General features: G+C 41.2%; 20 protein-coding genes and 3 tRNA genes. 16 read left to right on the top strand and 7 right to left on the bottom strand.

From position 1 onward, the window contains the following. The first annotated feature begins 2 nt into the window (after positions 1–2). Complete coding sequence (locus CRG89_RS02795; protein ID WP_148695241.1) at positions 3–1,676, top strand: chemotaxis protein CheA; 1,674 nt, start codon at positions 3–5, stop codon at positions 1,674–1,676. A gap of 137 nt (positions 1,677–1,813) precedes the next feature. Here CRG89_RS02795 and CRG89_RS02800 read toward each other — a convergent pair. Continuing rightward, a tRNA-Asp gene (locus tag CRG89_RS02800) sits at positions 1,814–1,906 on the bottom strand. Between the two features lie 119 nt (positions 1,907–2,025). Between CRG89_RS02800 and CRG89_RS08605 the strand changes: the two genes are divergently transcribed. Next, positions 2,026–2,168: transfer RNA gene (locus CRG89_RS08605), tRNA-Leu, on the top strand. Between the two features lie 25 nt (positions 2,169–2,193). On the opposite strand, the gene CRG89_RS02805 is transcribed toward CRG89_RS08605, so the two are convergent. Next, positions 2,194–2,640 carry a pyridoxamine 5'-phosphate oxidase family protein gene (locus CRG89_RS02805; protein WP_158648674.1) on the bottom strand — a complete coding sequence of 149 codons (447 nt, stop codon included), beginning with the start codon at positions 2,638–2,640 and terminating at the stop codon, positions 2,194–2,196. Positions 2,641–2,717: 77 nt separating this feature from the next. On the opposite strand from CRG89_RS02805, the gene CRG89_RS02810 reads away from it, so the two are divergent. After that, positions 2,718–4,127 carry a hydroxymethylglutaryl-CoA synthase family protein gene (locus CRG89_RS02810; RefSeq protein WP_197706594.1) on the top strand — a complete coding sequence of 470 codons (1,410 nt, stop codon included), beginning with the start codon at positions 2,718–2,720 and terminating at the stop codon, positions 4,125–4,127. Between the two features lie 52 nt (positions 4,128–4,179). Here the strand turns inward: CRG89_RS02810 and CRG89_RS02815 are convergent, their stop codons facing one another. After that, a complete protein-coding gene (locus CRG89_RS02815) occupies positions 4,180–4,404 on the bottom strand; it encodes a hypothetical protein (RefSeq protein ID WP_148695239.1) in 225 nt (74 codons plus the stop codon). A 174-nt stretch (positions 4,405–4,578) separates the two neighbouring features. Here CRG89_RS02815 and CRG89_RS02820 point away from each other — a divergent pair, with 174 nt between their 5' ends. Continuing rightward, a complete protein-coding gene (locus tag CRG89_RS02820; RefSeq protein ID WP_103286844.1) occupies positions 4,579–5,145 on the top strand; it encodes a hypothetical protein in 567 nt (188 codons plus the stop codon). 165 nt (positions 5,146–5,310) lie between these two features. Here CRG89_RS02820 and CRG89_RS02825 read toward each other — a convergent pair. After that, a tRNA-Val gene (locus CRG89_RS02825) sits at positions 5,311–5,384 on the bottom strand. Positions 5,385–5,557: 173 nt separating this feature from the next. Here CRG89_RS02825 and CRG89_RS02830 point away from each other — a divergent pair. From CRG89_RS02830 to CRG89_RS02840, 4 genes are all read left to right on the top strand, one after another. Then, positions 5,558–6,985 (top strand): RAD55 family ATPase, encoded by a 1,428-nt coding sequence (locus CRG89_RS02830; protein ID WP_103286845.1) that lies wholly within the window; start codon positions 5,558–5,560, stop codon positions 6,983–6,985. 1 nt (position 6,986) lies between these two features. After that, on the top strand, positions 6,987–7,319 hold the full coding sequence (locus CRG89_RS02835; RefSeq protein WP_103286846.1) for a hypothetical protein: 333 nt from the start codon (positions 6,987–6,989) through the stop codon (positions 7,317–7,319). A gap of 99 nt (positions 7,320–7,418) precedes the next feature. Next, complete coding sequence (locus CRG89_RS08610) at positions 7,419–7,571, top strand: hypothetical protein (protein ID WP_158648675.1); 153 nt, start codon at positions 7,419–7,421, stop codon at positions 7,569–7,571. Between the two features lie 51 nt (positions 7,572–7,622). Beyond that, positions 7,623–8,063: a hypothetical protein gene (locus tag CRG89_RS02840; RefSeq protein WP_103286847.1), complete on the top strand. Its 441-nt coding sequence runs from the start codon at positions 7,623–7,625 to the stop codon at positions 8,061–8,063. 577 nt (positions 8,064–8,640) lie between these two features. Here the strand turns inward: CRG89_RS02840 and CRG89_RS02845 are convergent. The 3 genes from CRG89_RS02845 to CRG89_RS02855 form a co-directional block, all read right to left on the bottom strand. Next, positions 8,641–9,060 (bottom strand): hypothetical protein, encoded by a 420-nt coding sequence (locus tag CRG89_RS02845; RefSeq protein WP_103286848.1) that lies wholly within the window; start codon positions 9,058–9,060, stop codon positions 8,641–8,643. Positions 9,061–9,135: 75 nt separating this feature from the next. Continuing rightward, the gene (locus CRG89_RS02850) at positions 9,136–9,546 is read right to left on the bottom strand and encodes a hypothetical protein (protein ID WP_158648676.1); all 411 of its coding nucleotides are present in this window, start codon (positions 9,544–9,546) and stop codon (positions 9,136–9,138) included. Positions 9,547–9,607: 61 nt separating this feature from the next. Beyond that, on the bottom strand, positions 9,608–12,706 hold the full coding sequence (locus tag CRG89_RS02855; protein WP_103286850.1) for an exo-alpha-sialidase: 3,099 nt from the start codon (positions 12,704–12,706) through the stop codon (positions 9,608–9,610). Between the two features lie 161 nt (positions 12,707–12,867). Here CRG89_RS02855 and CRG89_RS02860 point away from each other — a divergent pair, with 161 nt between their 5' ends. From CRG89_RS02860 to CRG89_RS02890, 8 genes are all read left to right on the top strand, one after another. Next, on the top strand, positions 12,868–13,386 hold the full coding sequence (locus tag CRG89_RS02860; protein ID WP_197706593.1) for an archaellin/type IV pilin N-terminal domain-containing protein: 519 nt from the start codon (positions 12,868–12,870) through the stop codon (positions 13,384–13,386). A gap of 134 nt (positions 13,387–13,520) precedes the next feature. Continuing rightward, positions 13,521–13,667 (top strand): hypothetical protein, encoded by a 147-nt coding sequence (locus tag CRG89_RS08615; protein WP_158648677.1) that lies wholly within the window; start codon positions 13,521–13,523, stop codon positions 13,665–13,667. A gap of 137 nt (positions 13,668–13,804) precedes the next feature. After that, the gene (locus tag CRG89_RS02865) at positions 13,805–14,467 is read left to right on the top strand and encodes a hypothetical protein (protein ID WP_103286851.1); all 663 of its coding nucleotides are present in this window, start codon (positions 13,805–13,807) and stop codon (positions 14,465–14,467) included. 14 nt (positions 14,468–14,481) lie between these two features. Further along, positions 14,482–16,578, top strand: a complete 2,097-nt coding sequence (locus CRG89_RS02870; RefSeq protein ID WP_158648678.1) for a hypothetical protein — start codon at positions 14,482–14,484, stop codon at positions 16,576–16,578. A 6-nt stretch (positions 16,579–16,584) separates the two neighbouring features. Continuing rightward, on the top strand, positions 16,585–18,354 hold the full coding sequence (locus CRG89_RS02875; protein ID WP_103286853.1) for a type II/IV secretion system ATPase subunit: 1,770 nt from the start codon (positions 16,585–16,587) through the stop codon (positions 18,352–18,354). Continuing rightward, on the top strand, positions 18,317–20,062 hold the full coding sequence (locus CRG89_RS02880) for a type II secretion system F family protein (protein ID WP_158648679.1): 1,746 nt from the start codon (positions 18,317–18,319) through the stop codon (positions 20,060–20,062). Before CRG89_RS02875 ends, CRG89_RS02880 begins: the two co-directional genes overlap by 38 nt. 9 nt (positions 20,063–20,071) lie before the next feature. Beyond that, positions 20,072–23,128 carry a hypothetical protein gene (locus CRG89_RS02885; RefSeq protein ID WP_103286855.1) on the top strand — a complete coding sequence of 1,019 codons (3,057 nt, stop codon included), beginning with the start codon at positions 20,072–20,074 and terminating at the stop codon, positions 23,126–23,128. Position 23,129: 1 nt separating this feature from the next. After that, on the top strand, positions 23,130–23,864 hold the full coding sequence (locus tag CRG89_RS02890; RefSeq protein WP_103286856.1) for an A24 family peptidase: 735 nt from the start codon (positions 23,130–23,132) through the stop codon (positions 23,862–23,864). Positions 23,865–23,995 lie beyond the last annotated feature (131 nt).

The raw sequence follows: 23,995 nt of genomic DNA on the forward strand, positions 1-23,995 counted from the left end.
TAATGAGCGATATTAGCAGCAACAAGGAGTATAGAGAGTTATTCGTAATAGAGGCAAATGAGCATATACAGAACATGAATAATGAACTCCTAGCCTATGAGCAGGATAATGCTAGGGAGCATATAGACAGCATATTCAGGTCAGTACATACTCTAAAAGGTATGGCAGGTACAATGGGCTATGAGAATATAAGGATTCTATGCAAGACAATAGAGAATGTGCTAGATGCACTAAGGAATGGGAGAATGGTGTTTGAGAAGAGCATAGCAGATACATTATTTCAGTGCTTTGATATTCTAAGCAGGCTTGTTAATGATGAGCATGCATTGATAGATATCTCACCATATATAAGTAGTCTATCATCAATTATGGCTAATGAGAATAAGACTGGTGTTGTAGGAAATAACAATGGTGATGATGGTAATGGTAGTGCAAATAATAAGAATAATGAAGTTACTAATGATAATGATAAACTACCTACAACTATAACAGTTAAGCTTGATGATCTAGATAGGCTTGTTGACCTTGTAGGGGAGTTGGTGATAGCAAAATCAAGGTTAAGGGGAATGGTTACAAGTAATAATGCTATGGTAGATGCTCAACTTACACATCTTGATAGACTCATCTCAGACCTCCAGTATAGTGTTATGAAGTTAAGGTTAGTCCCATTGAGTACTGTATTCAGTAGGTTTCCAAGGCTAGTTAGGGATACAGCATCCAAACTTGGTAAGGAGGTTAGACTTGAGATTGAAGGGTCTGAGATAGAGGTTGATAGGAGCATACTCCAAGCCATAACAGATCCATTGGTGCATATGATAAGGAATGCTATAGATCATGGGATAGAGGATAGAGAAGAGAGGATAAGCAAAGGTAAGGAGCCTACAGGGCTTCTACGTATAGCAGCAAGCAAGGTAGAGGATAGGATAAGCATAACGGTTGAGGATGATGGTAAAGGCATAGATGTTGATGCACTAAAGAAGAAGGCTGTAGAGAAGGGTCTTATAAGCAGTGATGAAGCAGAGAGGATGGGTGATGATGATGCGCTGAGGCTTATAGGCACTCCAGGGCTATCTACTGCTAGAGAGGTTACAGACATCTCTGGTAGAGGTGTTGGTATGGATGTTGTATTCAAGCAAGTGAGCAGGTTTGGAGGTTATGTCAAGATAGAGAGTAGGAGGGATATAGGCACTAGGATAACACTTTACATACCAATGAACGTATCCATAATATCTGGACTCATGGTATATGTACGTGGAGAGAGGTACATAATACCATCATCTAATGTTGTAACAACAATGAAGGTTAAGAATAGTGAGATCATGCATATACATGGTAAGAAGGTAATAAGGATGAGTGGTAAGGATTATGGTAGTAATGATAAGGGTGATAAGATAATACCCATTGTAGAGATGGATTACATGCTAGGTATTAATGGTTATAGTTATGGCTATGATGGTAATGCTAAGAATGGTAATAGCAGTAATGATAGTAGTAGTATAGTTATAGTTAACAGCAAGGGAAAGAGTATAGGATTTGTGGTTGATTCATTCGAGTATATGAAGGAGGTGGTGGTTAAACGGGTTGTAGGACTGAATGGAAGGTTCGTTGATGCTACAATAGCTTCAGATGGCTCAGCAGTACTCATACTTGATATATCTCAGTTGGTAAGGAGTTGATATCTATATAATATTAATAAAAGCCTCTGCTTCTGCTATTATGAATTTATCTAGGTAAATAAAGATGCTACGTCAAGTTAATCTCTAGTTAAGAGTGCTACCGTTGTTAACGCTGGGCATATATAAGCAAATGATAGCGCCCTGGCCGGGATTTGAACCCGGGCCGCGGGTGTGACAGACCCACATACTAGACCAGGTTTTACGGCTTCAAGCCTCTATACTACCAGGGCGCCTACCTATAGCTGTTTGCCTATCACCCTATCATAACTCTTACTCATGCCCCTTTAAAATTTTTCAGTCCATGCAGATAAGATTAAAATCTGGCCTAGCAGGTTGATTGCTATCGAGAGGGCCCGTAGCTCAGCTAGGTAGAGCATCGGATGCAAGGTGAGACTTTTAACCTGCTGGGCAAGTGAATGGTATGGATGAAGAATAGATGAAGGAAAGAGGGAAGATATCCGAGGGTCGCGGGATCGAAGCCCGCCGGGCCCGCATCACCACTACTACTGTTTAGCTATCATGCTATCCAAGTAGCAAATGCCAATGGTTCAACCTTGACCACAACGTTATCCTTGCTAGAGTCTATGAGTCTCTTACTCAACTGCTTATCTGCTGAGCCTAGGTATTTGATAACCTGCTCTACCATGATCTTCCTTGCAAGTTCAGCATCATCTAGAATCAAGGCATTGCCCTTACCCCTAACCCCTCTAGGCCTACCATCAACAACCTCATCGACAAGGAAGTAAACCCTACCATCGCCTCTCAGTAGTCTAGCCTTCTTGCTTGTCCTATGAACCTCAAGGTAGAATATCCCATCTTTATATATGAACCAGAGAGGATGCACTATAGGGTAAAGGTCTCTATCCATAACTGCAAGGCGTAGTAGCAATGGTCTGCTTAGGAACTCATTAACCTCATCTATACTCATGCTCCTCCACCATGGATCTGCTTTGATGATCCTCATCACTATATCTAGCAAGAGGAACGACATAACCTTATCGTTTAGTGTAGCATTATTATCCATAGAATATATAAGGAAGGATGCTTCTGCTAATACCAATGAAGCCTGTAGGCATAGATGATATAGCCATATACGTACCCCCTCTCTACATAGACTTTAAGGATTTTGCTGAGGCTAGGAAGATAGATCCTAGCAAGCTGGAGTTTGGTATAGGCATAAAGAAGATGGCAATAGTAGATGCTGATCAAGATCCAGCATGCATGGCAGCAAATGCATGCTTGAGGCTTATGCAGAAGAACGATCTCAAGCCAAGTGATATAGGAAGGTTATACGTTGCTACTGAGTCTGGGCTAGATGAGTCCAAGGCAATGAACTCCTATGTTATAGGGATGCTTGAGCAGATATATGGACAGGGCTCGTTTGAGCACTGTGGGGGTATAGAGTGCAAGTTTGCATGTGTCTCTGGCTCCTATGCCCTGTACGATAACACGAACTGGATAAGGTGTGATGAGCATAATGGCAAGTATGCAATAGTTGTAGTTAGTGATGTGGCAAAGTACGATATAGGCTCCTCTGGTGAGTATACCCAAGGTGCTGGAGCAGTTGCAATGCTTATAAAGGAAGAACCTAGGTTACTTGCATTCGATCAGAAGGTAACCTCCACTGTTATAAGCAATGAGCATGACTTCTATAGACCATTTGCAAGATCAACACCAATAGTGAATGGGCATTACTCAAACCTAGCATACCTCATATATGTGAAGAAGGCGATGCTCATGTACAAACAGAAGGCCATAGAGACTGGGCTAATAAAGTTGAGGCAAGATGAATCAATAATAGACCATATAGACCTTCTAGCGATGCATCTACCATACTCAAAGATGGGCAAGAATGCTCTGGCATTCCTGCTCAGGCATGAGTGGAGGAACCTGCCAAAATGGAAGCAGATACTAGCGAAGATTGGTATGGAGGAGCCAAAGCCTCCAGAGGGTATGGGTACTATAGAGGCTATACTCTCAGATAAGGAGTTCATGAAGAAGGATGAGGAGTTCAGGAGGAGGTTCATGGAGACTGAGGAGTACAAGCAGGTCTTTGAGAGCAAACTTGCTAGTTCGCTCAAGGCATCAGAGATAATTGGGAATCTATACACTGGCTCACTCTACATGGGTTTCAGGAGCGAGATAGAGTATGAGTACAGGAAGGGTAAGGATCTAGCAGGATTGAGGGTAGGATTTGCATCATACGGCTCTGGGTGTAGTGCGATGGCATTCTCTGGGGTTATACAGGATAGGTATAAGGAGGTAGTGAGCAGGATGGACCTTGAAAGGGAGATAGGGGAGAGGAGGAGGATAAGCATGGAGGAGTACGAGCAGTTACATAGAGGGCTTAGAAGCGTTGAGGAGAGAATAGTTAGTAAGAGCAAGGAGTTCGTGCTTGTAAGTATAGGGAAGAGAGGAGAAGGTTTCAGGGAGTATACATTCCACAACTAGATTTTTATTCTTACTATTATTGTATTTTTACTATTATAGATAGTATAAATTATTATGGGATAGAAGAGCCTCCTATACTACTGCTAGTGCCATTACTCTGTTGCCCTCGTGATGCCTGTTCCAATGCCCTCTGCTTCTCCCTCTGCTCCAGCATCTTCAGGCTAAAGTCGTTGGGTATAGCATAAACCACTACTACTATAAGGATCAGCGATATAGCCATAACAAGTATCTCCCATCTTATCTTGTATATAGCGCTCCTCTCACCATCCTCTGCCATATCTTTACTTCCTGCTCCCAACTTATATGCTATTCCACTAATAAACCCTGATATAAAGAATCTGCTAGCCCTCACGAATAATGATATAGATAATACATGGTTATAATCTATAAATGATTATATTCTAATAGATAGAAGCATAAAGGTAAAATACATGATTGGCACATATACTTTATGCAAGATATACGCATTCAGGCTAGAGATAAGGTGAAGATACTAGCAGTTGGGCTTCTAGCAGGGTTGAACGCAACCCTTGTAGTATCAGGCTTGATATTTGCTGGAGAAGCACTAATGAACTATCCCCATGGTCTCTTCTACCTCATAATAGGTTACTCTCTAGGCTTTGATGGATCAAATGCACTAGGCATGGGTATGGTAATGCATATTGTTACTGGAGTACTGATAGGCCTTGTTGCATCAATCCCTGTAGTAACCGTTGAGAGGTTATTCAGGGCATTATCTAACTTTAACACAGCCATGATATATGGTATTATAGTTGGTGTGCTTGTATGGTTACTCTTCTTCCTGCCGGTATCCTACTTGATTGTCATGCCTACACTGGAGGGTTACAATGGTGTTGCATATGATAGATCTGGCAGGATTCTAACTGACCTTAACCTGTCATTTGCTAGGGTGATCTACTATTCTATTGGTCTGCACATACAATTTGGTATAGTATACTCTATAATAACTGGTGCATTTATAGAGAGAATGATGAAGATCTTATCGCTAGAGAAGTAAATGAAGAAGCCTTGACTGTTACCATATCATATTATTAGCAGTTGCTATTGTAATGAATAGTGCTGTAGTAGGGCTAGGATCTCCAAACCTTTTTTGGTTCAGAACCCTCTACCCTTATATTCTTGTATAAACAGCAGAGCGAGAAATCTTGAACCCAAACAGGAGTGGGTGCGGGCGGACTCGAACCGCCGACCACCTGCGTGTAAGGCAGGTATCCTAACCAACTAGACGACGCACCCATAACCTCTTCTCCCCTCCTCCATACACCATCTTTTAGATATTGCTATCTAGATTATAAATAATCTTTACCTTCATGTTGGAGATGAGAATGAAGCTATAGCCAAGCATTAAACCTGTATGTTATCTGTTTTACAGCCTAATACTAAATTACTATTCTAGTGATGATCTTGGTATGGAGAGCAGTATTGTAAGAAATGGCGCTGTAAGAGAGGGGTTAGAGCACGCATGTATAACTGAGAGCCTACTTGATAGATTCCTAAGAACGAAGCCAACATCCCTACTTATAAGAGGCCCGCCTGGGGCAGGGAAGACAACTCTAGCATTGGAACTACTCAAAGCAAGTAATAGAGCAGGATACTATATCTCAACTAGGGTATCACTCAAGAAGATAAAGGAGCAGTTCCCATGGATTGCTGACCTTCTCAAGGATGAGTATATAGTTAATAGCAAAGATTACAACGCTAACGGTAATGATGATGGCAGTATCCCTGTTGTTGATGCAAGGCTTGGATCTGCTAAAGGCGTACTTGAGAGAGTGCTAGACTTCATATTGATGCATGGGAATAGCGTTATAATCCTTGATAGTTGGGATGCAATAGCAAAGGAGGCTGACAAGAATGAGAGGCTCAAGGCGGAGAAGAGCATGGTATACATGGCAGATGCAAATAATGGATTGCTTATATTCATAAGTGAGGAGCCTGAGGAGAATACAGTATCATACTTGGTTGATGGTGTAATCACGCTTGATATGGAGTATAGGGATGGGTTCAGGATGAGGAAGATGAGGTTCGATAAGATGAGAGGCGTTGAGGTTAAGCATAGCATAGTGCCTTACACCTTGAAGGGTTCAAGGTTCATACCGTTACCAGTAGGTATATACTATAGTTATCCAGAGCATCCAAGGTACTTTGAGCGTATAGATGCTGGTGAAGGGTTTATCTCAACAGGCAGCAAGGATCTGGATGAGGCATTATATGGAGGATTAAGGAAGGGCAGCATAATCCTGCTAGAGAGGGATCAGAGTGTAAGTAAGGTATACATCACACATGTACTCTCCTCCCTTGTTCTCAACTCACTTAGGAGTGGAATACCTACGTTCACAACGCCAGCACCGTATGTGCCATTGAAGAGCATAATGAAGTATGTGAAGCCATTCTGCAAGGCTGAAGAGCTCAACCTATATACAGTATTCACTAAGAATGATGAGTATGATGAATCTATAAACGTATGTAAGTTAACAAATGATGCAAAATTCAACGTGAGTCAGACATGCAACCTCTACATGAATGCAGTAAGCAAGCATCGTTGTGCAGTACTTACATGCGATACATCACTTGTAACTGTACACTACGACCTTGATGATGTTCTTAATGGTATAAAGAAGGTCAAGGCTAGTGATGGCATCCTCCTCATGATAAGCAACAAGGACTCACCATTATTCAATGCTGTGCAGAGTGTAGCAGATATACACATGAAGATGTGGGAAGAGAATGGTGTTACCATGTTAAGGCTTGTAAGACCATACAACGGTGTGTATGTTATGCTGTTGGAGAGCAGTATCAAAGGCTATCCATCGTACAGGCTTATAGAGGTGGTATGATTTGCAGAACCAGCATGCTACGAACCATGATGAGTTTGTAATTAGAGTAAGTAAATTGGTTAGAGAGCATCTAACAAGGGTTCTAGGCAATAGTACAGTCATGGTTATAGACTCTTGGCTAAGGCAGAGAGGGTGTAGAGGTATAGAGGATGTATGCATAGATCCAGAGAAGGTAAAGTTGTATCTACACATGATATTCAGAGATGCTGCTATCTTGCTAGAGAATGAGGTCGCTAGAGCACTTGAGGAGGAGTTCCTTTCATATCCAGAAGATAACGATCATGTGAAGGAAGTTATGCTAATAGTAAAGAAGCTCAGGACTCATAATAGATAACCCAATTTTTGTTGTGACATGATACAAGAATTATTTATTATATAGAATGTAGACGCAATACGTATCACTATATGTATAGTTATGCTAGTAGTTGTATCTATGATGGATGAAGTAAAGAGGGAGATAAGTTATTGGGTATGGGTATCAGCATTGATAACAGGAGTGTTTGCATTGGTATTAACACCTCCCCTATGTACGATAGATGAACTGCTACTAACATACATGATGAGCATATCTCTTACTGTACTTTAGCATATATAGCATACATCAAAGGCCTGTTTAGGAGGTGTAGATGCCAAGCCTTTGATAGTGATAAGCATACTTGTACCATCGTATGGTATGCATTACAGTATACATGGAATACCAACGTTAGTGGTATTCACAAATGCATCCATATTAACCTTAGCCAATGTACTCCACAACGTACTCAGGAATGTAACTGCTACTCTTAAGGGCAAGGATATCTTCAAAGGTTTTGATGAACCATTATACAAGGTACTTGCGTTCATGATGGGATACGTTGCTAGACCAAAAGGCTACCTATTTGCGCTAGAGGAGGTAAGGGATGGTAAGATAGTGTTGAATCTAGCAAAGGCAGATAGCGAGTTTGTAGAGCATAACGATGAGATATGGGTCACACAGACGTTGCCTTTCATAATTTATATTGCGATAGGGGTTTGTGTTGATGCTGTTGGTTGGGATCTGATCTCTTATACCATTAACTTACTACTATCCAACAAATAAAGAAAATAGGGGAAGTGTATTCAGCGTCTTGCATTATATTCAGTCTTTCTGCAGTCCAAGGCAAGGCATATATGCATGTACCATTGCGGTGCCAGGCCGCCCTTTAATGTTTAGTTTTATACAAGGATAGAATAAATAGGTAATTATATAAATATTTTGGTCATATAGAGTTGATAGATAAGAAAAATCTCCTAGATCGGAGAATAATTAGTATCATGTTTGGAGAGGAGTATATTCCTTATTATATTTAACTCTCAAGGGATTGTCAAGATAACATTTATGCTTGCTGTTCTAATTAACTTCATAGCAAGTTAGATTATATTATTAGTCAAGAGAGTCTCATATATTCAAGAGGAATAAGGTACATTTGGAGATAGTACCCAATCTCCCATATCTACTTAGCAATTAATTGTATGTATTAACTTGACAATCCCCTGTCATGTGTCATAAAGACATATAAACGAGATAAACGAATCCTAGATTAGAATTATCGATCAAACATAGTACTTCTCATATAAATATTTTAAATTAAATCGAAGTAAGAAATAATAATTTATTCTACACCTTCCTTCATTGACTACTTTGCCTTTACCATCTTGGAGATGTTGTACGTTGAACCATCGTTATCCCTAGCAGTTACCTTCATCACATACTCTTGTCCATACGTTATCCTAGCATCGAATATACCTTCCTTGCTAAACTTCTCTCCTCCATGCACTACACCATACTCATGTAGCCTATGATATACTCCATTATCATCATAGAACCCTACCTCAGTGTAGACAAACTCCTTGTTACCAGAGTTCTTCAGTACAACGGAGAAGTATGCCTGTGACTCGTTTATCCTCAGCAGTGATGCATCTAATACCTCGTATCTAACTATCATGGATGCTACTGTAGCCTGTGTAGTTATCTGTTGCAACACGATGTACATACTAACAATTGTAACAGCTACCACTGTTAGTATAATTACACCATTAGTTCCCCTTGTTATCATATACAGTATTAGTAAAGGATACATGATTAGGATTAGTATGTAAGTACACTTACATACTCGATGAAATAACCATTACTACTGCTGCTGTCTTTTCTTATATACCATAAAGCCTATTGGCTTCCCATCATCCACAATCATCACAACCTTCTCAACACCCTCTGCATGCATGAACTTGGCCATGCTCTTAGTCCTCTCAAGTGCCTCTAACTTCTCCTGTAGTGATGCAACTATGCTCTCATGTATGTAGAGTTCGTACTCTACTGTTGGGTTCATGAGTACCTTGAACCCTGATACCTTCCTCTGCTCTATATTCACACCCTTGAGCAGTTCTTCATTATACTTGCCCTTCAGGTTTGTGTACTTCCTCCTCTGCTCCTCAGCCTTCTCAGTATGTACCTTTATGTTATTCCTAGTAGTAGTAATCTCCTGTTCAACATACTTGAGTAGTTCTTGATCCGAGTAGAACTCGATCATCGATAACACCATGTCGGACCAACCACTACAGCAGCGGTAGCATCATTATCATCGTAACCAACTCATGGCATCATCACCATTGTATGTTAGGCAGTATAGCCCTCCTGCTCATAGCCATATATACAATGATAGCAAACAGCAGTATTACCATAGCTGTGTAGTGAGGGAACTCTGGTATTATATGTACACCAGTCATCTCAAGTGTTATCGTTGACTGCTCCCTTGGAAGCATGAGCCTTATCTCTTTGTAGTCACCACCATGGTTAACCTTTTCTATGCTAAGGCTCTTCCCACCATTCATGGTTATTGCAAGATTATATACAAACTCATCGTTGCTATTGTTGTTATTAATCATACCTGATCCTGATTGTACATCACCTCTATCGCTATTACCATCATCAGTGTAAGTATCAGCAAAGGCAACAAGTCCATTTGGTATGAAGATGCTAACCTTCCTATCCCTATCTGTATTGTTTATGAGTAGAAGTACCTTACCTGTATCTGGTTCTATGTATGCTTGGAGTAGCCTAGCACCATCTGATGCCATGGAGATGTAGTGTACACCACCTTGGTACCTTATGCCTATGCTCTCCTTTACAGCAGTAACCTTGCCCTGCACATAGACTGTACCCTTGCTCTTCCAGTATATGAAACTATCATGTATATCCTTGAAGTTAGATGCTACCCTATCTCTATCCCTTTCATTCAACATCCCTTCTGTTAGCACCATTACAGTATCTGGACTGAACCTGAACCCATGGTCATTGTTGTAGTACTCTAGCATACCTCCTATGTACACATTCTTCCTCTCCATATCAGTCCCACTAGCAAGTATATGCATAAGCATGTTCAACTCACTCTCTCTACTCCCATCTACAGTTATATACATACTCTCACCATTTGAATCCTCGACTAGGAACTCTATCATCCTATCCTGCCTCTTATCATCATACACATGCTCTATGGTTACCCTAACAGGTGCAGATGATGATGGCTCGTATGCATAGTCCCCAGCAAAAACAGCATAAACTGTGCCAGATGATATGCTATCATCTGTTATGGTCAATGTAACAACACTACCCTCCTTTCCTCCCCTTCCCTTTACATTACCATCGCTATCAGTGGTAGCAGTTGTACTCCTTGCAAGTGCTGTACCAGCATATGTTATAACCTTGCCTGCTACCCCTTCACCTGTCTCAGCATCGATAAGCCTTGTATATGTAACCTTCACACTGCTACCAGCTTTAACACTACCAGATTCAAGTACTGGGGTATCGATATGTGTTCTATGCTTTACTACATTCACAGTTGTGCTTGAGGATGACTTCTCCCTACCATCCTTATCGAGTAGCATAACAGTGATGGTCCTACTGCCTACAGCTGACGAATCATATACATGCCTTGCATTCCATACACCACCTTGAATACTCTCAATGCCCATCTCATCACTACTCCCATCACCCCAACTTATGAGTATCCTATCTGTAGAGTCAGCGTTAACCCTGCCAGATACGCTCAACTCATCTATGCCCCATCTTAGCATGCTACTGCTTGTAGAGTCTATGCTCACCCATGAGTTTGTCCTGAACATTATACTGCTTGCTATAGAGCTTCTACTCTGCCATGCTATGAAGACCATACCATCCTTTGCCTTAAGTATTGTATTTGAGTCGTTGGTTATGCTACCATCATTGCCTAGTGCACTTATACCCATGATCCCGCTTATCGTGTTAGCCTTAAGGTCATAGTACCTTAGCAGTATTGTAGTTGATGGTACTGCTGCTGTTGCTGTAGTAGTAGAAGTTGGCTGCATGCTATGCCATACTATGTATAGCCTGTTAGACCCCTCATCTAGTGCAAGTACTGGGAGCATTGCTATACTACCACTACTACTACCTCTACTCATGTTTATAGCATCATTGAACTTCCTCCCATTGTCAGTGCTTACCCTAAGCATTATATCATGTCTGCCAAGGGTATCATCCCTCCATGCTATGTATACACTACCATTAGATGCTACAATGCTAGGCTCTATGGAGTTTCCTGCATTGTTGCTCAGGTTTACAGCATTTGAGAATGATGAGCCTGAATTGCTGCTTGCCCTAAACATGATCTCATAGTTCCCAGAACTGTTATCCTGCCATACTACGTATAGGTTGCTGTTCACTGCTACCATACTTGCATTGATAGCATCACCCCTACTCTTGCTTATGTTAACAGTATCGCTGAACGTCTTACCATGATCGTTGCTTACCCTAAGCATTATGTTGTTCCTCCTCTCCTTTATACTTGATAGATCATCCCTCCATGCTATGTACACATTGCTACCATCAACTACAAGCAATGGATCTACAGAGTTGCCAGTGTTGTTGCTTATGTTTATAGCATCATTGAACGTCTTACCATTATCAGTGCTTACCCTAAGCATTATCTCATAGTTCCCAATTGTATTATCCTGCCATGCTAGATATACGTTGGTATTGTTTACTGCTAACCTTGGGTTTATAGATGATCCTACATTACTACTCATGTTAGTAGGTTTGGTCTTTAACCTGCCATCCTTGAACTGAGCAAGCATGATCTCATAGTTCCCATCTACATTGCTCTGCCATGCTATGTATAGTGTACCATCATCACCAACTGCTAACCTTGGGTTCTCATCCAGATGCTCTGTATTGCTTATATTGACAGGCTTTGTGAATGTTAATCCATTATCTATGCTCATACTCAGCATTATCTCTGTGTTGTTCCTTGCTACATGCTGCTGCCATGCTATGTATATTGTACCATCCTTGCCTGCTACCATGTATGGGTTTGCAGCATCCATGCCTGTATTATTACTGCTTATGGTGATTGTACGTGCAAAGTGTAGAATGTTAGATGTGAACCTTGTTCTCTGTTCAGACTGTGGTGAGGATGATGCTGATGATGATGATGAGTGTGAACCATCACTTGCATATACAATACTAACCAGCGTAGGAGTAATGAGTAGGAGTAGCAATGATGCTAGGCATAGAGCAAGCTTGGTCAGGTATTTATTGCTGTTGCTATTGTTGTTATTATTATTGGTGCTATTATTGTTATTATGGTGTTGATGATTGTAGATATTAGAACTATCCCTTCTACCACTCAAGTACCCCCTGCATCTGTAACCCATCTGTATCAACATCATTTAGAGTGATCTGGATTTAACCCTTTTGTATTAACAATTCAGTAATTACAGTTATATAATTGAAATATATAACAGGAGGTAGGTAACAGTTGTTATATAACTGTAAGTACAGTGTCATACACCCACAACATTTATCTAGTATATGTTTGTTTCTGATGCTAATGACGCAAAGGGATACCCAGATTAAGGGGATAAGGACAGATATTATGAGGAGAGGTATTGCAAGAAGGGCAAGGCAGGGTATAAGTCCTGTTATAGCAACAGTAATCCTGATAGCAATAGCAGTGGTTATAGGTGTTGCAGTAGCAGCATATGCTGGAGGCTTGTTTGGAACACAGACTGGTAGCGGTGGACTTCTTATAAGGAGTGCAACGGTAACTGATAATGGTACTACTCTTACTGGTACAATAAGGGTAGAGAATCAGGGTGCAAGGGCTGACTCTGTAACATCAATACAGATTGGTGATACAACGATTAATACTACTCCTAGTATAGGAGTCAATCCCGATTCTACTGCTTGTGATCCTGGCACCGACGATGAACGCATACCTGGTAGTACTGTGACTAATATATGCTTTACAAATCCTAGTATTGGATTACTACCTGGACAGACATTCACTATACGCGTGAACCTTGGAAGCGGTAATGTGTTAACATACACTACTAGTGTAGCTCCATGATATGGTAAAGGCGACGTGTATGAGATCCCCAAACTCCCTTTATTTTTTTGATCATATTAACGGTATTAACTATAATATTATAGGTATATCCCAATCTATATATGATTATTTCAGTAATACTCATGGTGATTCTTATGATAATGCTTATAGCATTCTCAGTGGTAGTGTCTCCATGGATCATCTATGTATTAACATTGACAATGCTCTACATACCTATGCTCACGGTTCAGAGCAAGGACAGGAGCAAAACAAATATACTTCTTGCAATAAATATACTTTAATGGATAAAGATAAAGATATTTGTATGAGTATGGATAATCACAACGATGTCCATACTCATCATTATTATTATCATCACCATCATCCCCCCATTAATCCCAACCATAACACTCATCATTTAAAGTCCAAACCTGAACATGTGTCCGAATCCAAGCATACAAAGAATAAGGTACTCGTTGCTAATGATGATACTAACAAGAATGGTAAAGATTATGAGTCAAACAAGAATGGCATTACAAGGGCAAGGCAGAGGTATGGTATAAGCCCTGTTATAGCAACCACAATAATCCTTGGTATAACTGTAACCCTAGGGATAGCATTATGGGCATTTGCAAACAGCAGTGTAGGGACATCAGCAACAACCTATGCTAGTACTATAACCGATTATATAAACTACCTAAGGGAGAGGTTCGTTATATTCAACATGGCATTCAAGTACGATGCGATAGAGAACTCTAATGCACCATCAGCATGCTCAGATAATACAAAGTGTGTAAGCATCTGGCTATACAACAATGGGCAGGTCCCCCTTAATGTGAAGACTATAATATTCTCAAACAGTAATGGAGCATTAACAGTAAACAGCATCTATGGATGCATACTAGTTACTGATAACGATGGTAGTAGCATATGCAAGGATGGAGTTGTTACAAACATGAGTACAGATATGTTCAGGATAGGTGCAAGGGAGGTAGGTGTTATAGCATTCCAGAGCGAGCAGGCATTGAGTAATGGAGCATATACAGTAAGGGTACTAACCGAGAGGGGTAACGTACAGGTGTACAACCAGTCATTAGGATGAGGTGATGGGCTAATATGATTATGCATATCAATAACGATAAGAGTAAGGGCAAGGATATGAGGTGTAATAGTAGAGATAGGAGGAGGATGGGCGTTGGGGCTATAATAGCAGGCGTATTCCTTGTTGGTATAGTTGGCACTACACTCCTCATCTACTTCCTTAGCATAGCACAGGCACAGCAGGAGAGGAGCAAGGCAGAGATGGAGGCTCAGAACCTCAAGAATGAGGCGTTGATGGAGAACTACAAAGTACTCACTGATGTTGAGCTTGTTGATAACAATAAGATAAAGTATACCATAGTAAACAATGGTGCGCTAGCGGTTAGCGTAAAGTCTATAGTTGTTAGCGATGTTATAAATGGTAACAAGCCTGTAGAGATGAAGATATTCGATGATTCTAATATGCTTATACTGAATGGGGGAGCGATATATCAAGATGTTACAAATCCTATAGATACCTCTCTACTAGATCAGTGTCCATTAGAGGGTGATGTAAAGTGCTACAGGATAGATGTTGTTAGTGAGAGGGGTAATGTGCAGAGTGCAACATATCCTCCAGAGATGGTTGCATTTGCTAAGAAGGCTGGAGAGGCTGAGAAGTCCAAGGATTCCCAATCAGCAGCAGAGGCAGCACTTGCACAGCAGACAGGTTCTATACTATTGAACTTCAACTCTTTTGGTGCTATATTTCCTGGCTTCTTACCTATTTCACCAATAGATCAACGTGGTTGGGATGTTAGGATAGACGAGGGTGTGGGATACCCAGCATTCAGGCTTATAGAACAGAAGGCTGCATACCTTACGGTAACCGTAAAGAACAAGGATCCTAGCGGTAGTGATATAAGACTACTGCATCCCTCTGCATTTGTACTAACAAGGGATAGTGGTACAAGCTTCAGTCAGAAAGCAATATACATATGTGATGCTGATATAAACATGACTATATCGTATCCATTAACATTAAGGATAGAGCAGGGTTCTCTTGCAATAGGCTCAAAGGTATTCCAGCCAGGGAGTTTATTCAAGGCATCAACAGGGACTCTGCTTACTGCTAGTAGTAATGCTACACTTAATGATACACTTGATATTCAATATGAAAAGTTAATAACATATCCATCAGGATCCTCTGGAACGTTGACATTAACCTCAGGCTCACTCTTCATAGACTCTACAACATACTCTGCTGCCAATGCTAACCCAGTATTCACAGCATCTCCAGGCACAAAGCTGAAGGTTAGCGGTAATGCAACCCTAAATAACACTAACAAGCAGGTTATATATCCTGCAGCAGGTACTCTAACGCTAACTGTAACAGGTGGTTCACTTAAGATTGGCTCAGATACCTACTCTGCTAATCCAAATCCATCGTTAAATCCAGTATTCACAGCATCTGCAAATACATTGCTTGAGGTAACATCCGATACAACCCTTTCTGGTACTACAGCTACATATCCATCAACTGGTGGCACGCTAACCATACTTAGTGGTTCACTAACTATAGGAAATAAGACGTATACACCAAGAGATGTATTCATAGCATCTCCAAATACAGTACTTACTGTAAGCAGCAATGCTAAACTTGATACCACTGCAAAGAGCGTAACACAGTATGACAATAACAAACCAATAATACTTCCAAACGTTAAAGACTCTACAGACCCAGATGAGGGATGGACTACATTAGTATTCTGCGATACGGAGATATCAACAAGCGGTGCTAATTCTTTCAAGCCAGTGACTAACTCAGATTTTCAAAGTTCAAATGTTAACTTCCTATTCCTTATACTTAGAGGAGAGATGAGTAATGGCACTCCATATGCCCAAACTATACCATATCAGGCTGTATTGATACCTTCAGGCTCGTTTACAGCATCACTTAATGACTATACTGGTGCACCAGGTAGTACACGACAGGTTAGTGTTGACACTTCTGGTAACTACAGCATATACTGGATATATCCAGATGGCATATCTAGACTGCTTGGTACTATAAGCAATGGTACCAGCACTAATATAACAATACCAAGTGATGCTGAGCCAGGTAGGTTCTATGCCATACAGGTTCAAGATGCAAATGAAAGGGTCTACTATCTAACATTCAAGGTGGTGTAGAGCAATATGGCCTCGCTATTCAAAGATGGTAATGATAAGGACAAGGACAAGGATAAGGAGGTAGAGATTAGGAGGGAGGAGGACATGAGCCTAGAGGATATACTCTACGGTCATGGGCATGATGAGTCTAATGAGGAGATGTTGGGGGAGGGTGCAGGGTATGAGAGGTATGAGAGCGATAAGGGAGAAAGCAAAGATGTAAAGGGTAAAGGAAAGGGCTTATTCAAGAAGGCTGAAGAGACCATAACAAGGCCTATAACCTCAACCCCTGTAAAGTTCAAGGAGATTGTAGAACAGTATCCAATACTTGAACCCCTTGCAAGTGTTACAATAGCAAGGGACGATCTCGATATGCCTATATACATAATAAATGAGCCCATACTTACGGATGAGGAGGTATATGCATACTCAAGGTTAATGAGTGCACTACAGTACGAACTCCAACTACCGTACGATAGCAATGTTAATCCAAGGGACTACTTTGTTGAATATGCTAAGAAGATAATAACCAAATACGCTCTAAGCATGGGTATAACCCCAAACCTGACATGGAACAAGGTCTACTACTATGTAACTAGAGATATGATAGGCTTTGGTCCAATAGATGTGATGATGAACGATAGCAACATAGAGGATATCTCAATAGATGGTGTGAACAAGTGGGTATATGTATGGCACAAGAAGTATGAGAGTGTTAGAACAAACCTCATCTTCAGGACTGAGAGGGAGCTGGATGATACTATAATAAGGCTAGTGCATATAGCAGGGAAGCATATATCAACAGCATATCCAATAGTTGATGCAACGCTCCCAGGGAAGCATAGGCTTGTTGCAACGTTCAGGAAGGAGGTATCACCACATGGGAGTTCTCTAACTATAAGGAAGTTTAGAGAGGATCCATTCACAGTCATAGATCTACTCAACTTCAAGACGTTGAGCCCTGAGATAGCTGCATACACATGGCTGCTCATGGAGCACAAGATCTCATCTATAATAGTTGGAGCAACTGCAGCAGGGAAGACTACACTACTCAACGCTGTGATATCAATGATTAGGCCTACAGCAAAGATAGTAACGATAGAGGAGGTACATGAGATAAACATATACCATCAGAACTGGGTGCCATTGATATCAAGGCTTGGTTATGGTGTAGGGAGTGAGAAGGTTGGTGAGGTTACGCTCTTCGACCTTGTAAAGGCATCTATGAGGATGAGGCCAGACTTCCTAATAGTTGGGGAGGTTAGAGGAGAAGAGGCGTATGTGCTCTTCCAGGCTATAAGTACTGGGCATGGAGGGTTATGCACACTGCATGCAGATGATATAGAGTCTGCTATACAGAGGCTCACATCAAAGCCTATGAACGTTGCACCAATGCAGATAAAGTTCCTAGACCTGCTCTTCACTATAAGGAATACGTTCATAACAGATCCAGATAGCAAGAAGCCGATAAGGAGGAGGAGGGTTATAGCAGTGCATGAGATAGTTGATTACAACAACTACAGGAAGATATTCGAGTGGGACCCTGTAAATGATACACATGTTATTGCATGCGATACCCTTAAGAACAGTGAGAAGCTCAAGATAATAAGCAGGGATACTGGTAGAACCATAGATGAGCTCATAGAGGATATAAAGGCTAGGGAGATGGTCCTAAGATGGTTGCAGAAGAAGGGGATAAGGAACTTTAGGCAGGTAGGCAGGGTATTCGAGCAGTACTATGAGAGAAAGGGTGAGATATATGCAAGAATCATCAGTGAGATCAAGCCCACTGTATAGGCTAGATGCAAAGCATGCAAAGCTTAGCATAAGCGATAGGATAGTAGCGTTAGCGATAAAGGTATTCAACCCATTGGCTAAGAGGCTAGAGCAGATGATGCCTACTATAGGCGAAGATATACTCAAGTCAAACCTGCTCATAGCACCAGATGCATTCCTCTCATTGCTACTCTTCATAACATTTGCTTCTATAGGTGTATCTGTTGTTGCTGCATACCTTATGCTATCTATGAACTTGCTCCTACTTGCAGTTGCTATACCCATGCCAGCGTATGTGTTTGGTATAGGTATTGCAATACCAAAGATTAGTCAGTCAAGCAGGGCATCTGCACTAGATAGCGAGATAGTATTTGTAATAGGCTATCTATCAGTGCTAATGGGTGGAGGGGTATCACCAATAAGACTCTTCAGGAGGCTTAGTGAGAGCAAGTTGTATCCAGCATCTGCAAGGGAGGCTAGGAGGATACTAACCCTTGTTGATGTCTTTGGCATGAACCCAATTACAGCAATAGAGAGGGTTGCTAGGTACTGCCCAAACAAGATATTCTCAGACTTTCTTGCTGGCTACATCTCAGTGCTTAGGATAGGAGGTGATGTGAACAGTTACATGGAGATGAAGCAGAAGGAGATGATGAACTACAGAACATTCAAACTCAAGTCAACAACAGAACTAGTTGGTACATTTGCAGAGGCTTACCTTGCTGCAACTGTGGTGCTTGGCATATCCCTCTTCGTTCTTCAAGCAGTGCAGGCAATGACATCCCAGTCAGCATTAAATCTTGATATGATAATGCTCTACACTAGCATATTCATACCTGCGATCTCTGGCGCATTCATATACATAATACATTCAGCACAGACCAAGGAACCTATCAGTTATATGCTACCCCATTACGTATTTGGTGCTAGTGCTATAGCAATACCAGTACTCTACTTTATGCCCTTGGATATACCAGTCTACATAAGGCTTGCTATAGGTTTAGCGATATCTACTAGTGCTGCAGCAGTAATCAACATAATAGAGTCAAGGAAGAAGCAGGCGATGGAGAATGTTCTACCAAGCTTCATAAGTGACCTTGCTGAGATAAGGAAGACAGGACTCTCTCCAGAGAAGGGTATACAGATACTATCTAATAGGAACTATGGTATACTCTCAAGATCAATCAAGAGGATGGCAAATCAGTTATCATGGGGAGTACCTCTTAGTAAGGTAATGCAGGACTTTGGTAAGGATGTTAACAGTTGGTTCGTCAGATCTGTAGGGTTCATAATGCTTGAGGTTGTTGAGACAGGTGGGGGTACAACCATGCTCTTCAACAACCTAGCAGAGTTTGCTCAGAAGAGCAAGGAACTGGAGAGGGAGAGGAGATCAATGTTCAGACCATACATATTCCTGCCATACTTTGGTGCAATACTAACTATAGTCTCTACAGTTGTTATAATAAACATGATAACTGGTCAGATATCATCACTGACAGAGCAGACCAATACAAACATAACATTATTTACTACTAATACAACTGCAGTCAGGGAGATCATGCTTACAGCAACTATATTCCAAGCATGGACCATGGGCTTGGTTGCAGGTAAGATGGGTGAGTGGAGCCTTGCTGCTGGGTATAAGCATGCTACAATCCTAGCATTGGCAGGTATAATTACCATATACATGGTAGAGACACTTGCTAACATAACTGGGTTCATGAGGTGATACTCCTGTATGTATAGAACAAATTATCACGATGATGATATGGATGGAGATAATAGAAGAGGAGGAAGAAAGATGAACTCTAGGCTATATAGTAACATACTAGTTGCAATTATACTCTCATCCTCTCTCCTACTCTCCAGTATGGTTAACATTGTAGACGTTCATGCCCAGAGGAGCACAAACTTCATACTCTCGATAGAGCCAATGGCTCCAAGGTTACCTGCAGATGGAGGTAAGTACCATGCCATAATACAACTACAGACAGCGAACAAGAAGCCTATACATGCTCCATACGATATGGAGGTAGATCTGGTATCATCAGATCCATCTGTAGTATCTGTGCCTAGCAAGGTAACTATAAGGGAAGGTGAAACGTACACAAAGGTTGATATTATTACTAGTGAGAAGGCTGGCAAGGCAACTATAAGTGCATTGATATCCAATGTTATAATTGGGTCAGCAAGTATAGAGACTGTAAGGGCAAAGGGTTCAGAGGCAGTCAAACTTGCAGTGTATGCAGCGCCAGAAACGATACTTGCAGATCCAAGGCTTACGGGCAAGGTATACGTGCAGTTGCTCAATGCCAATGGCTTGCCTGTTGCTGCAAATAGACCAGTTGTTGTCAACCTAGCATCAAGTGACAACGATGTGATCAAGGTTACATTGGATAAGGTTGTGATAGACAATGGTAGGTCTGGTATGTTCGTAGATTACATCCCAGGTGTAAAGAGAGGTTCAGCAGAGATAGTTGCATCAGCATTTGGGTTGGAGTCTGCAACAGTAACTGTAAGAACTGTAGATATAGTAGGCAATAGACTAGCACTAGATCTGGCACCTGGGATAATACCAGCAGAGAAGGGTGTAAGGGTTCTACTTACAGTTTATGTTGTTGATGACCGTGGGTTACCAGCAAAACCACTCGAGGATACTGTTGTAACATTGACCTCATCACATAGCGATGTAATCTCTGTTCCAAAGAATGTTACTATAAAGGCAGATCAGTACTATGTACATGTTACAGTAGAGGCAAGAGGCAAACCTAGTCCAAAGTATGATGATGATCCTAACAATAATGATGAGAAGGCATTGATAACAGCCTCTGCCCCTGGTTATGAGTCAGCGATGATAGAGGTTAAAGCAGTTCCCCCAATAACAGGTAACCTTGAGGTTGAGCAGTGCAAGGATATAGGACTATATATAAGTCCAAGTAAGTTACCTCCAGATAACAACAAGCATCCAGTACTAATAGCACAGTTGGAGAATACAAAGGTTAAGGGTATAGATGTGCCTGTTCCATGCCTACAGAAGAAGGAGTTTATAGATCTTAAAGTGCTTCTAGCATCATCAAACCTAGATATAGGAAGTGTGGATGAGATGCTAAGGATACCATACAACTCCTACTATGGAGTAGCAAACTTTAGTACTAACTTCAGATCTGGCAAGACTATAATAACTGGTACACAGACTGATTACAATACAGTGCAGACAACACTGGAGGTTGTTGGACCAAAACCAGCATCTCTAAGGTTAATGCAGATACCAAAGACCGTTGAGGCTAACGATAAGAGGCATGAGGCTCTAATAGTACAACTACTCGATGAGAGGGGCAATCCTATACTTGCACCAACCAACATGCTCATAGAGATTTCATCATCAAATCCATCGATAGTTGCCATAAGCTCACCAGTCACGATGAAGGAGGGTAGTAACTACATCGTTGCTGAGGTGAAGACAACATTGGAGCCAGGGAGTGTTGAGGTTACGGCATCATCAGCAGGGTTAACATCACACTCCATAAAGTTCAATACAGTCTCATCAGGGTACACAAAGCTTGCTGTGTATGCTGTACCAAGTACACTCTTGGCAGATGGTGAGAGTTATCAAGCACTGGTAGTACAACTGCAAGATATAGATGGTAACCCAACTGTTGCTAGAAGCGATATCCCAGTTGTTCTATCATCCTCATCAAGGCTAGCAGGATATATAAAGAATAAAGATCTGACTATAAAGACTGGGTCCACATATGCTATTGCAGAGTTCATAACATCAACTACACCAGATAGGACAACCATAACAGTATCATCACCAGGGTTCAATACAGTATCTACAGATCTTAACGTTGTACTTCAGGAGTTCAAGTACACCATATCAAACATACCAAGTAGGTTGAGTGGGCTTGAAGGTATTCCTATAAACGTTACAGTGTCTGTTGATGATATACCAGTCAATGGTGTGCTTGTGCAGGTAAGTGGCGCATATGCTGAGACCAATAGCTCAGTTACATCAGGTAATGGGGAGGCAGAGGTGATATACAAACCAACTGCTGGAGGTAACAACACTGTACTGCTGACTATAAGCAAGAAGGGCTACACTACTGTTACAAAGAGCTTCAATATATACATAGAGCAGCCTATACGCATAACCATAAAGACAGTAACAGAGAAGGGCAAGGATCTCGATGCAAAGGTAAAGATATCAATAAAGTCATCATCAGGAGGAGGGGGAGGAACAAACCGGGATGTAGAGGCTAGCAAGGGTAAGCCGGTAGTAATCGATAAGATTCAGCGTGGAATGTACAAGATATCAGTGCCAGAAGAGGTTAGCACATCTAATGCAGTGTACAGGTTTGAGCGTTGGTCTGATGGTGTGTTGGATAACCCTAGGGATGTTAGCGTTATATATGATTCAGAACTAGTTGCTGTATACTCTGCAAGATACCTATTACAAGCAACATCTGCATTTGGTAATGTTATAGGTGCTGGTTGGTACCCAGAGGGTAGTAAGGCCTACCTTAGCATAGAACCAACAAATGTTACAGATGCCCTTATAGTAGATAGAAGGTTCAGTGGCTGGGTTGGTGATGTGTACTCTACAAACAGTTCTGTAGAGATTGTTATGGACTCTCCAAAGTATGTCACTGCAGAATGGAGTATAGACTACATGAAGATACTGTTAATGGCAGGTGCTGGTAGTGGAGTAGCAGGCTTCTTCATATATAGAGGAATAAAGAAGAGGGAAGAGGTTAAGAGGAAGCTCCCAGATCTAGATTGGTTCAAGAAGAAGTGACTTGATTGCTACTATTGTAGAATTTAATGTTATAACATGCCTTACAATGCTTGTAGTAGCATCGATAATGGATATCAGGAAGAGGGAGATAAGCGATAAAGTATGGATAGTATCCTTTACTGTTGGACTAACTATAATAATAGTAGGGTTGTTCACTGACAATACATTTGCCATGATGTTTCAGCAACAACAGTACATCATACGCTATGCTCTAAGCATAGGGATAACTTCACCTCTCGCATACATTGCATACAGGAGCTGGTTGTTTGGCGGTGCAGATGCAAAGGCACTTATAGTGATAAGTGCTATACTCCCATTCTACGAGATGAAGTACAGTATACATGGGATACCAGCACTGACTATCCTAACTAATGCATGTATGCTAACCCTTGTACATATACTGCATAACATCTCTAGGAATACAATTGCAGTGATCAAGGGCAAGGATATATTCGATGGGTTTGATGGAGAGACAAAGTTAAGGAAGGCAATTGCATTTATGATAGGCTTCATCGCTAAGAGACCAAGAGGTTACCTCTTCCCTATAGAGGAGAGTAAGGGGGATAAGCGTATGTTCACCCTTAGCCCCAAAGCATACAGCGATTATGTTCATGAATCTGCAAGGGACATCTGGGTTACTCCAGCATTACCATTCATAGTCTATATGACCATAGGCTTCCTGCTGATGTTATATGTTGGGGATGTATTGGCATACATCTTCCATAGCATCTGGTAGAGCATAGAACAAACAAAAAGAAGGTAGTTAGTTGTTTGGTGAGCAGTCCTACCCGTAAGCAGACCCCTGCCCTTGCATCTCTATCTTGCTTATTGTAAGTTTACAGTAAGCAAGAAACTATAAAAGTTTTT

Origin of the sequence: Candidatus Nitrosocaldus islandicus (assembly GCF_002906215.1) — an archaeon.
Lineage (GTDB): Archaea > Thermoproteota > Nitrososphaeria > Nitrososphaerales > Nitrosocaldaceae > Nitrosocaldus > Nitrosocaldus cavascurensis.

Bases quoted from the DNA above. Each gene is read 5' to 3' on its own strand.
- CRG89_RS08615 (WP_158648677.1), top strand. From the start codon at position 13,521: ATGATAATGCTTATAGCATTCTCAGTGGTAGTGTCTCCATGGATCATC.
- CRG89_RS02855 (WP_103286850.1), bottom strand. From the start codon at position 12,706: ATGATGTTGATACAGATGGGTTACAGATGCAGGGGGTACTTGAGTGGT.
- CRG89_RS02885 (WP_103286855.1), top strand. From the start codon at position 20,072: ATGTATAGAACAAATTATCACGATGATGATATGGATGGAGATAATAGA.
- CRG89_RS02795 (WP_148695241.1), top strand. From the start codon at position 3: ATGAGCGATATTAGCAGCAACAAGGAGTATAGAGAGTTATTCGTAATA.
- CRG89_RS02805 (WP_158648674.1), bottom strand. From the start codon at position 2,640: ATGAGGATCATCAAAGCAGATCCATGGTGGAGGAGCATGAGTATAGAT.
- CRG89_RS02875 (WP_103286853.1), top strand. From the start codon at position 16,585: ATGGCCTCGCTATTCAAAGATGGTAATGATAAGGACAAGGACAAGGAT.
- CRG89_RS02820 (WP_103286844.1), top strand. From the start codon at position 4,579: ATGCAAGATATACGCATTCAGGCTAGAGATAAGGTGAAGATACTAGCA.
- CRG89_RS02810 (WP_197706594.1), top strand. From the start codon at position 2,718: ATGCTTCTGCTAATACCAATGAAGCCTGTAGGCATAGATGATATAGCC.
- CRG89_RS08610 (WP_158648675.1), top strand. From the start codon at position 7,419: ATGATGGATGAAGTAAAGAGGGAGATAAGTTATTGGGTATGGGTATCA.
- CRG89_RS02815 (WP_148695239.1), bottom strand. From the start codon at position 4,404: ATGGCAGAGGATGGTGAGAGGAGCGCTATATACAAGATAAGATGGGAG.
- CRG89_RS02850 (WP_158648676.1), bottom strand. From the start codon at position 9,546: ATGGTGTTATCGATGATCGAGTTCTACTCGGATCAAGAACTACTCAAG.
- CRG89_RS02845 (WP_103286848.1), bottom strand. From the start codon at position 9,060: ATGATAACAAGGGGAACTAATGGTGTAATTATACTAACAGTGGTAGCT.
- CRG89_RS02880 (WP_158648679.1), top strand. From the start codon at position 18,317: ATGCAAGAATCATCAGTGAGATCAAGCCCACTGTATAGGCTAGATGCA.
- CRG89_RS02860 (WP_197706593.1), top strand. From the start codon at position 12,868: ATGACGCAAAGGGATACCCAGATTAAGGGGATAAGGACAGATATTATG.
- CRG89_RS02870 (WP_158648678.1), top strand. From the start codon at position 14,482: ATGATTATGCATATCAATAACGATAAGAGTAAGGGCAAGGATATGAGG.
- CRG89_RS02830 (WP_103286845.1), top strand. From the start codon at position 5,558: ATGGAGAGCAGTATTGTAAGAAATGGCGCTGTAAGAGAGGGGTTAGAG.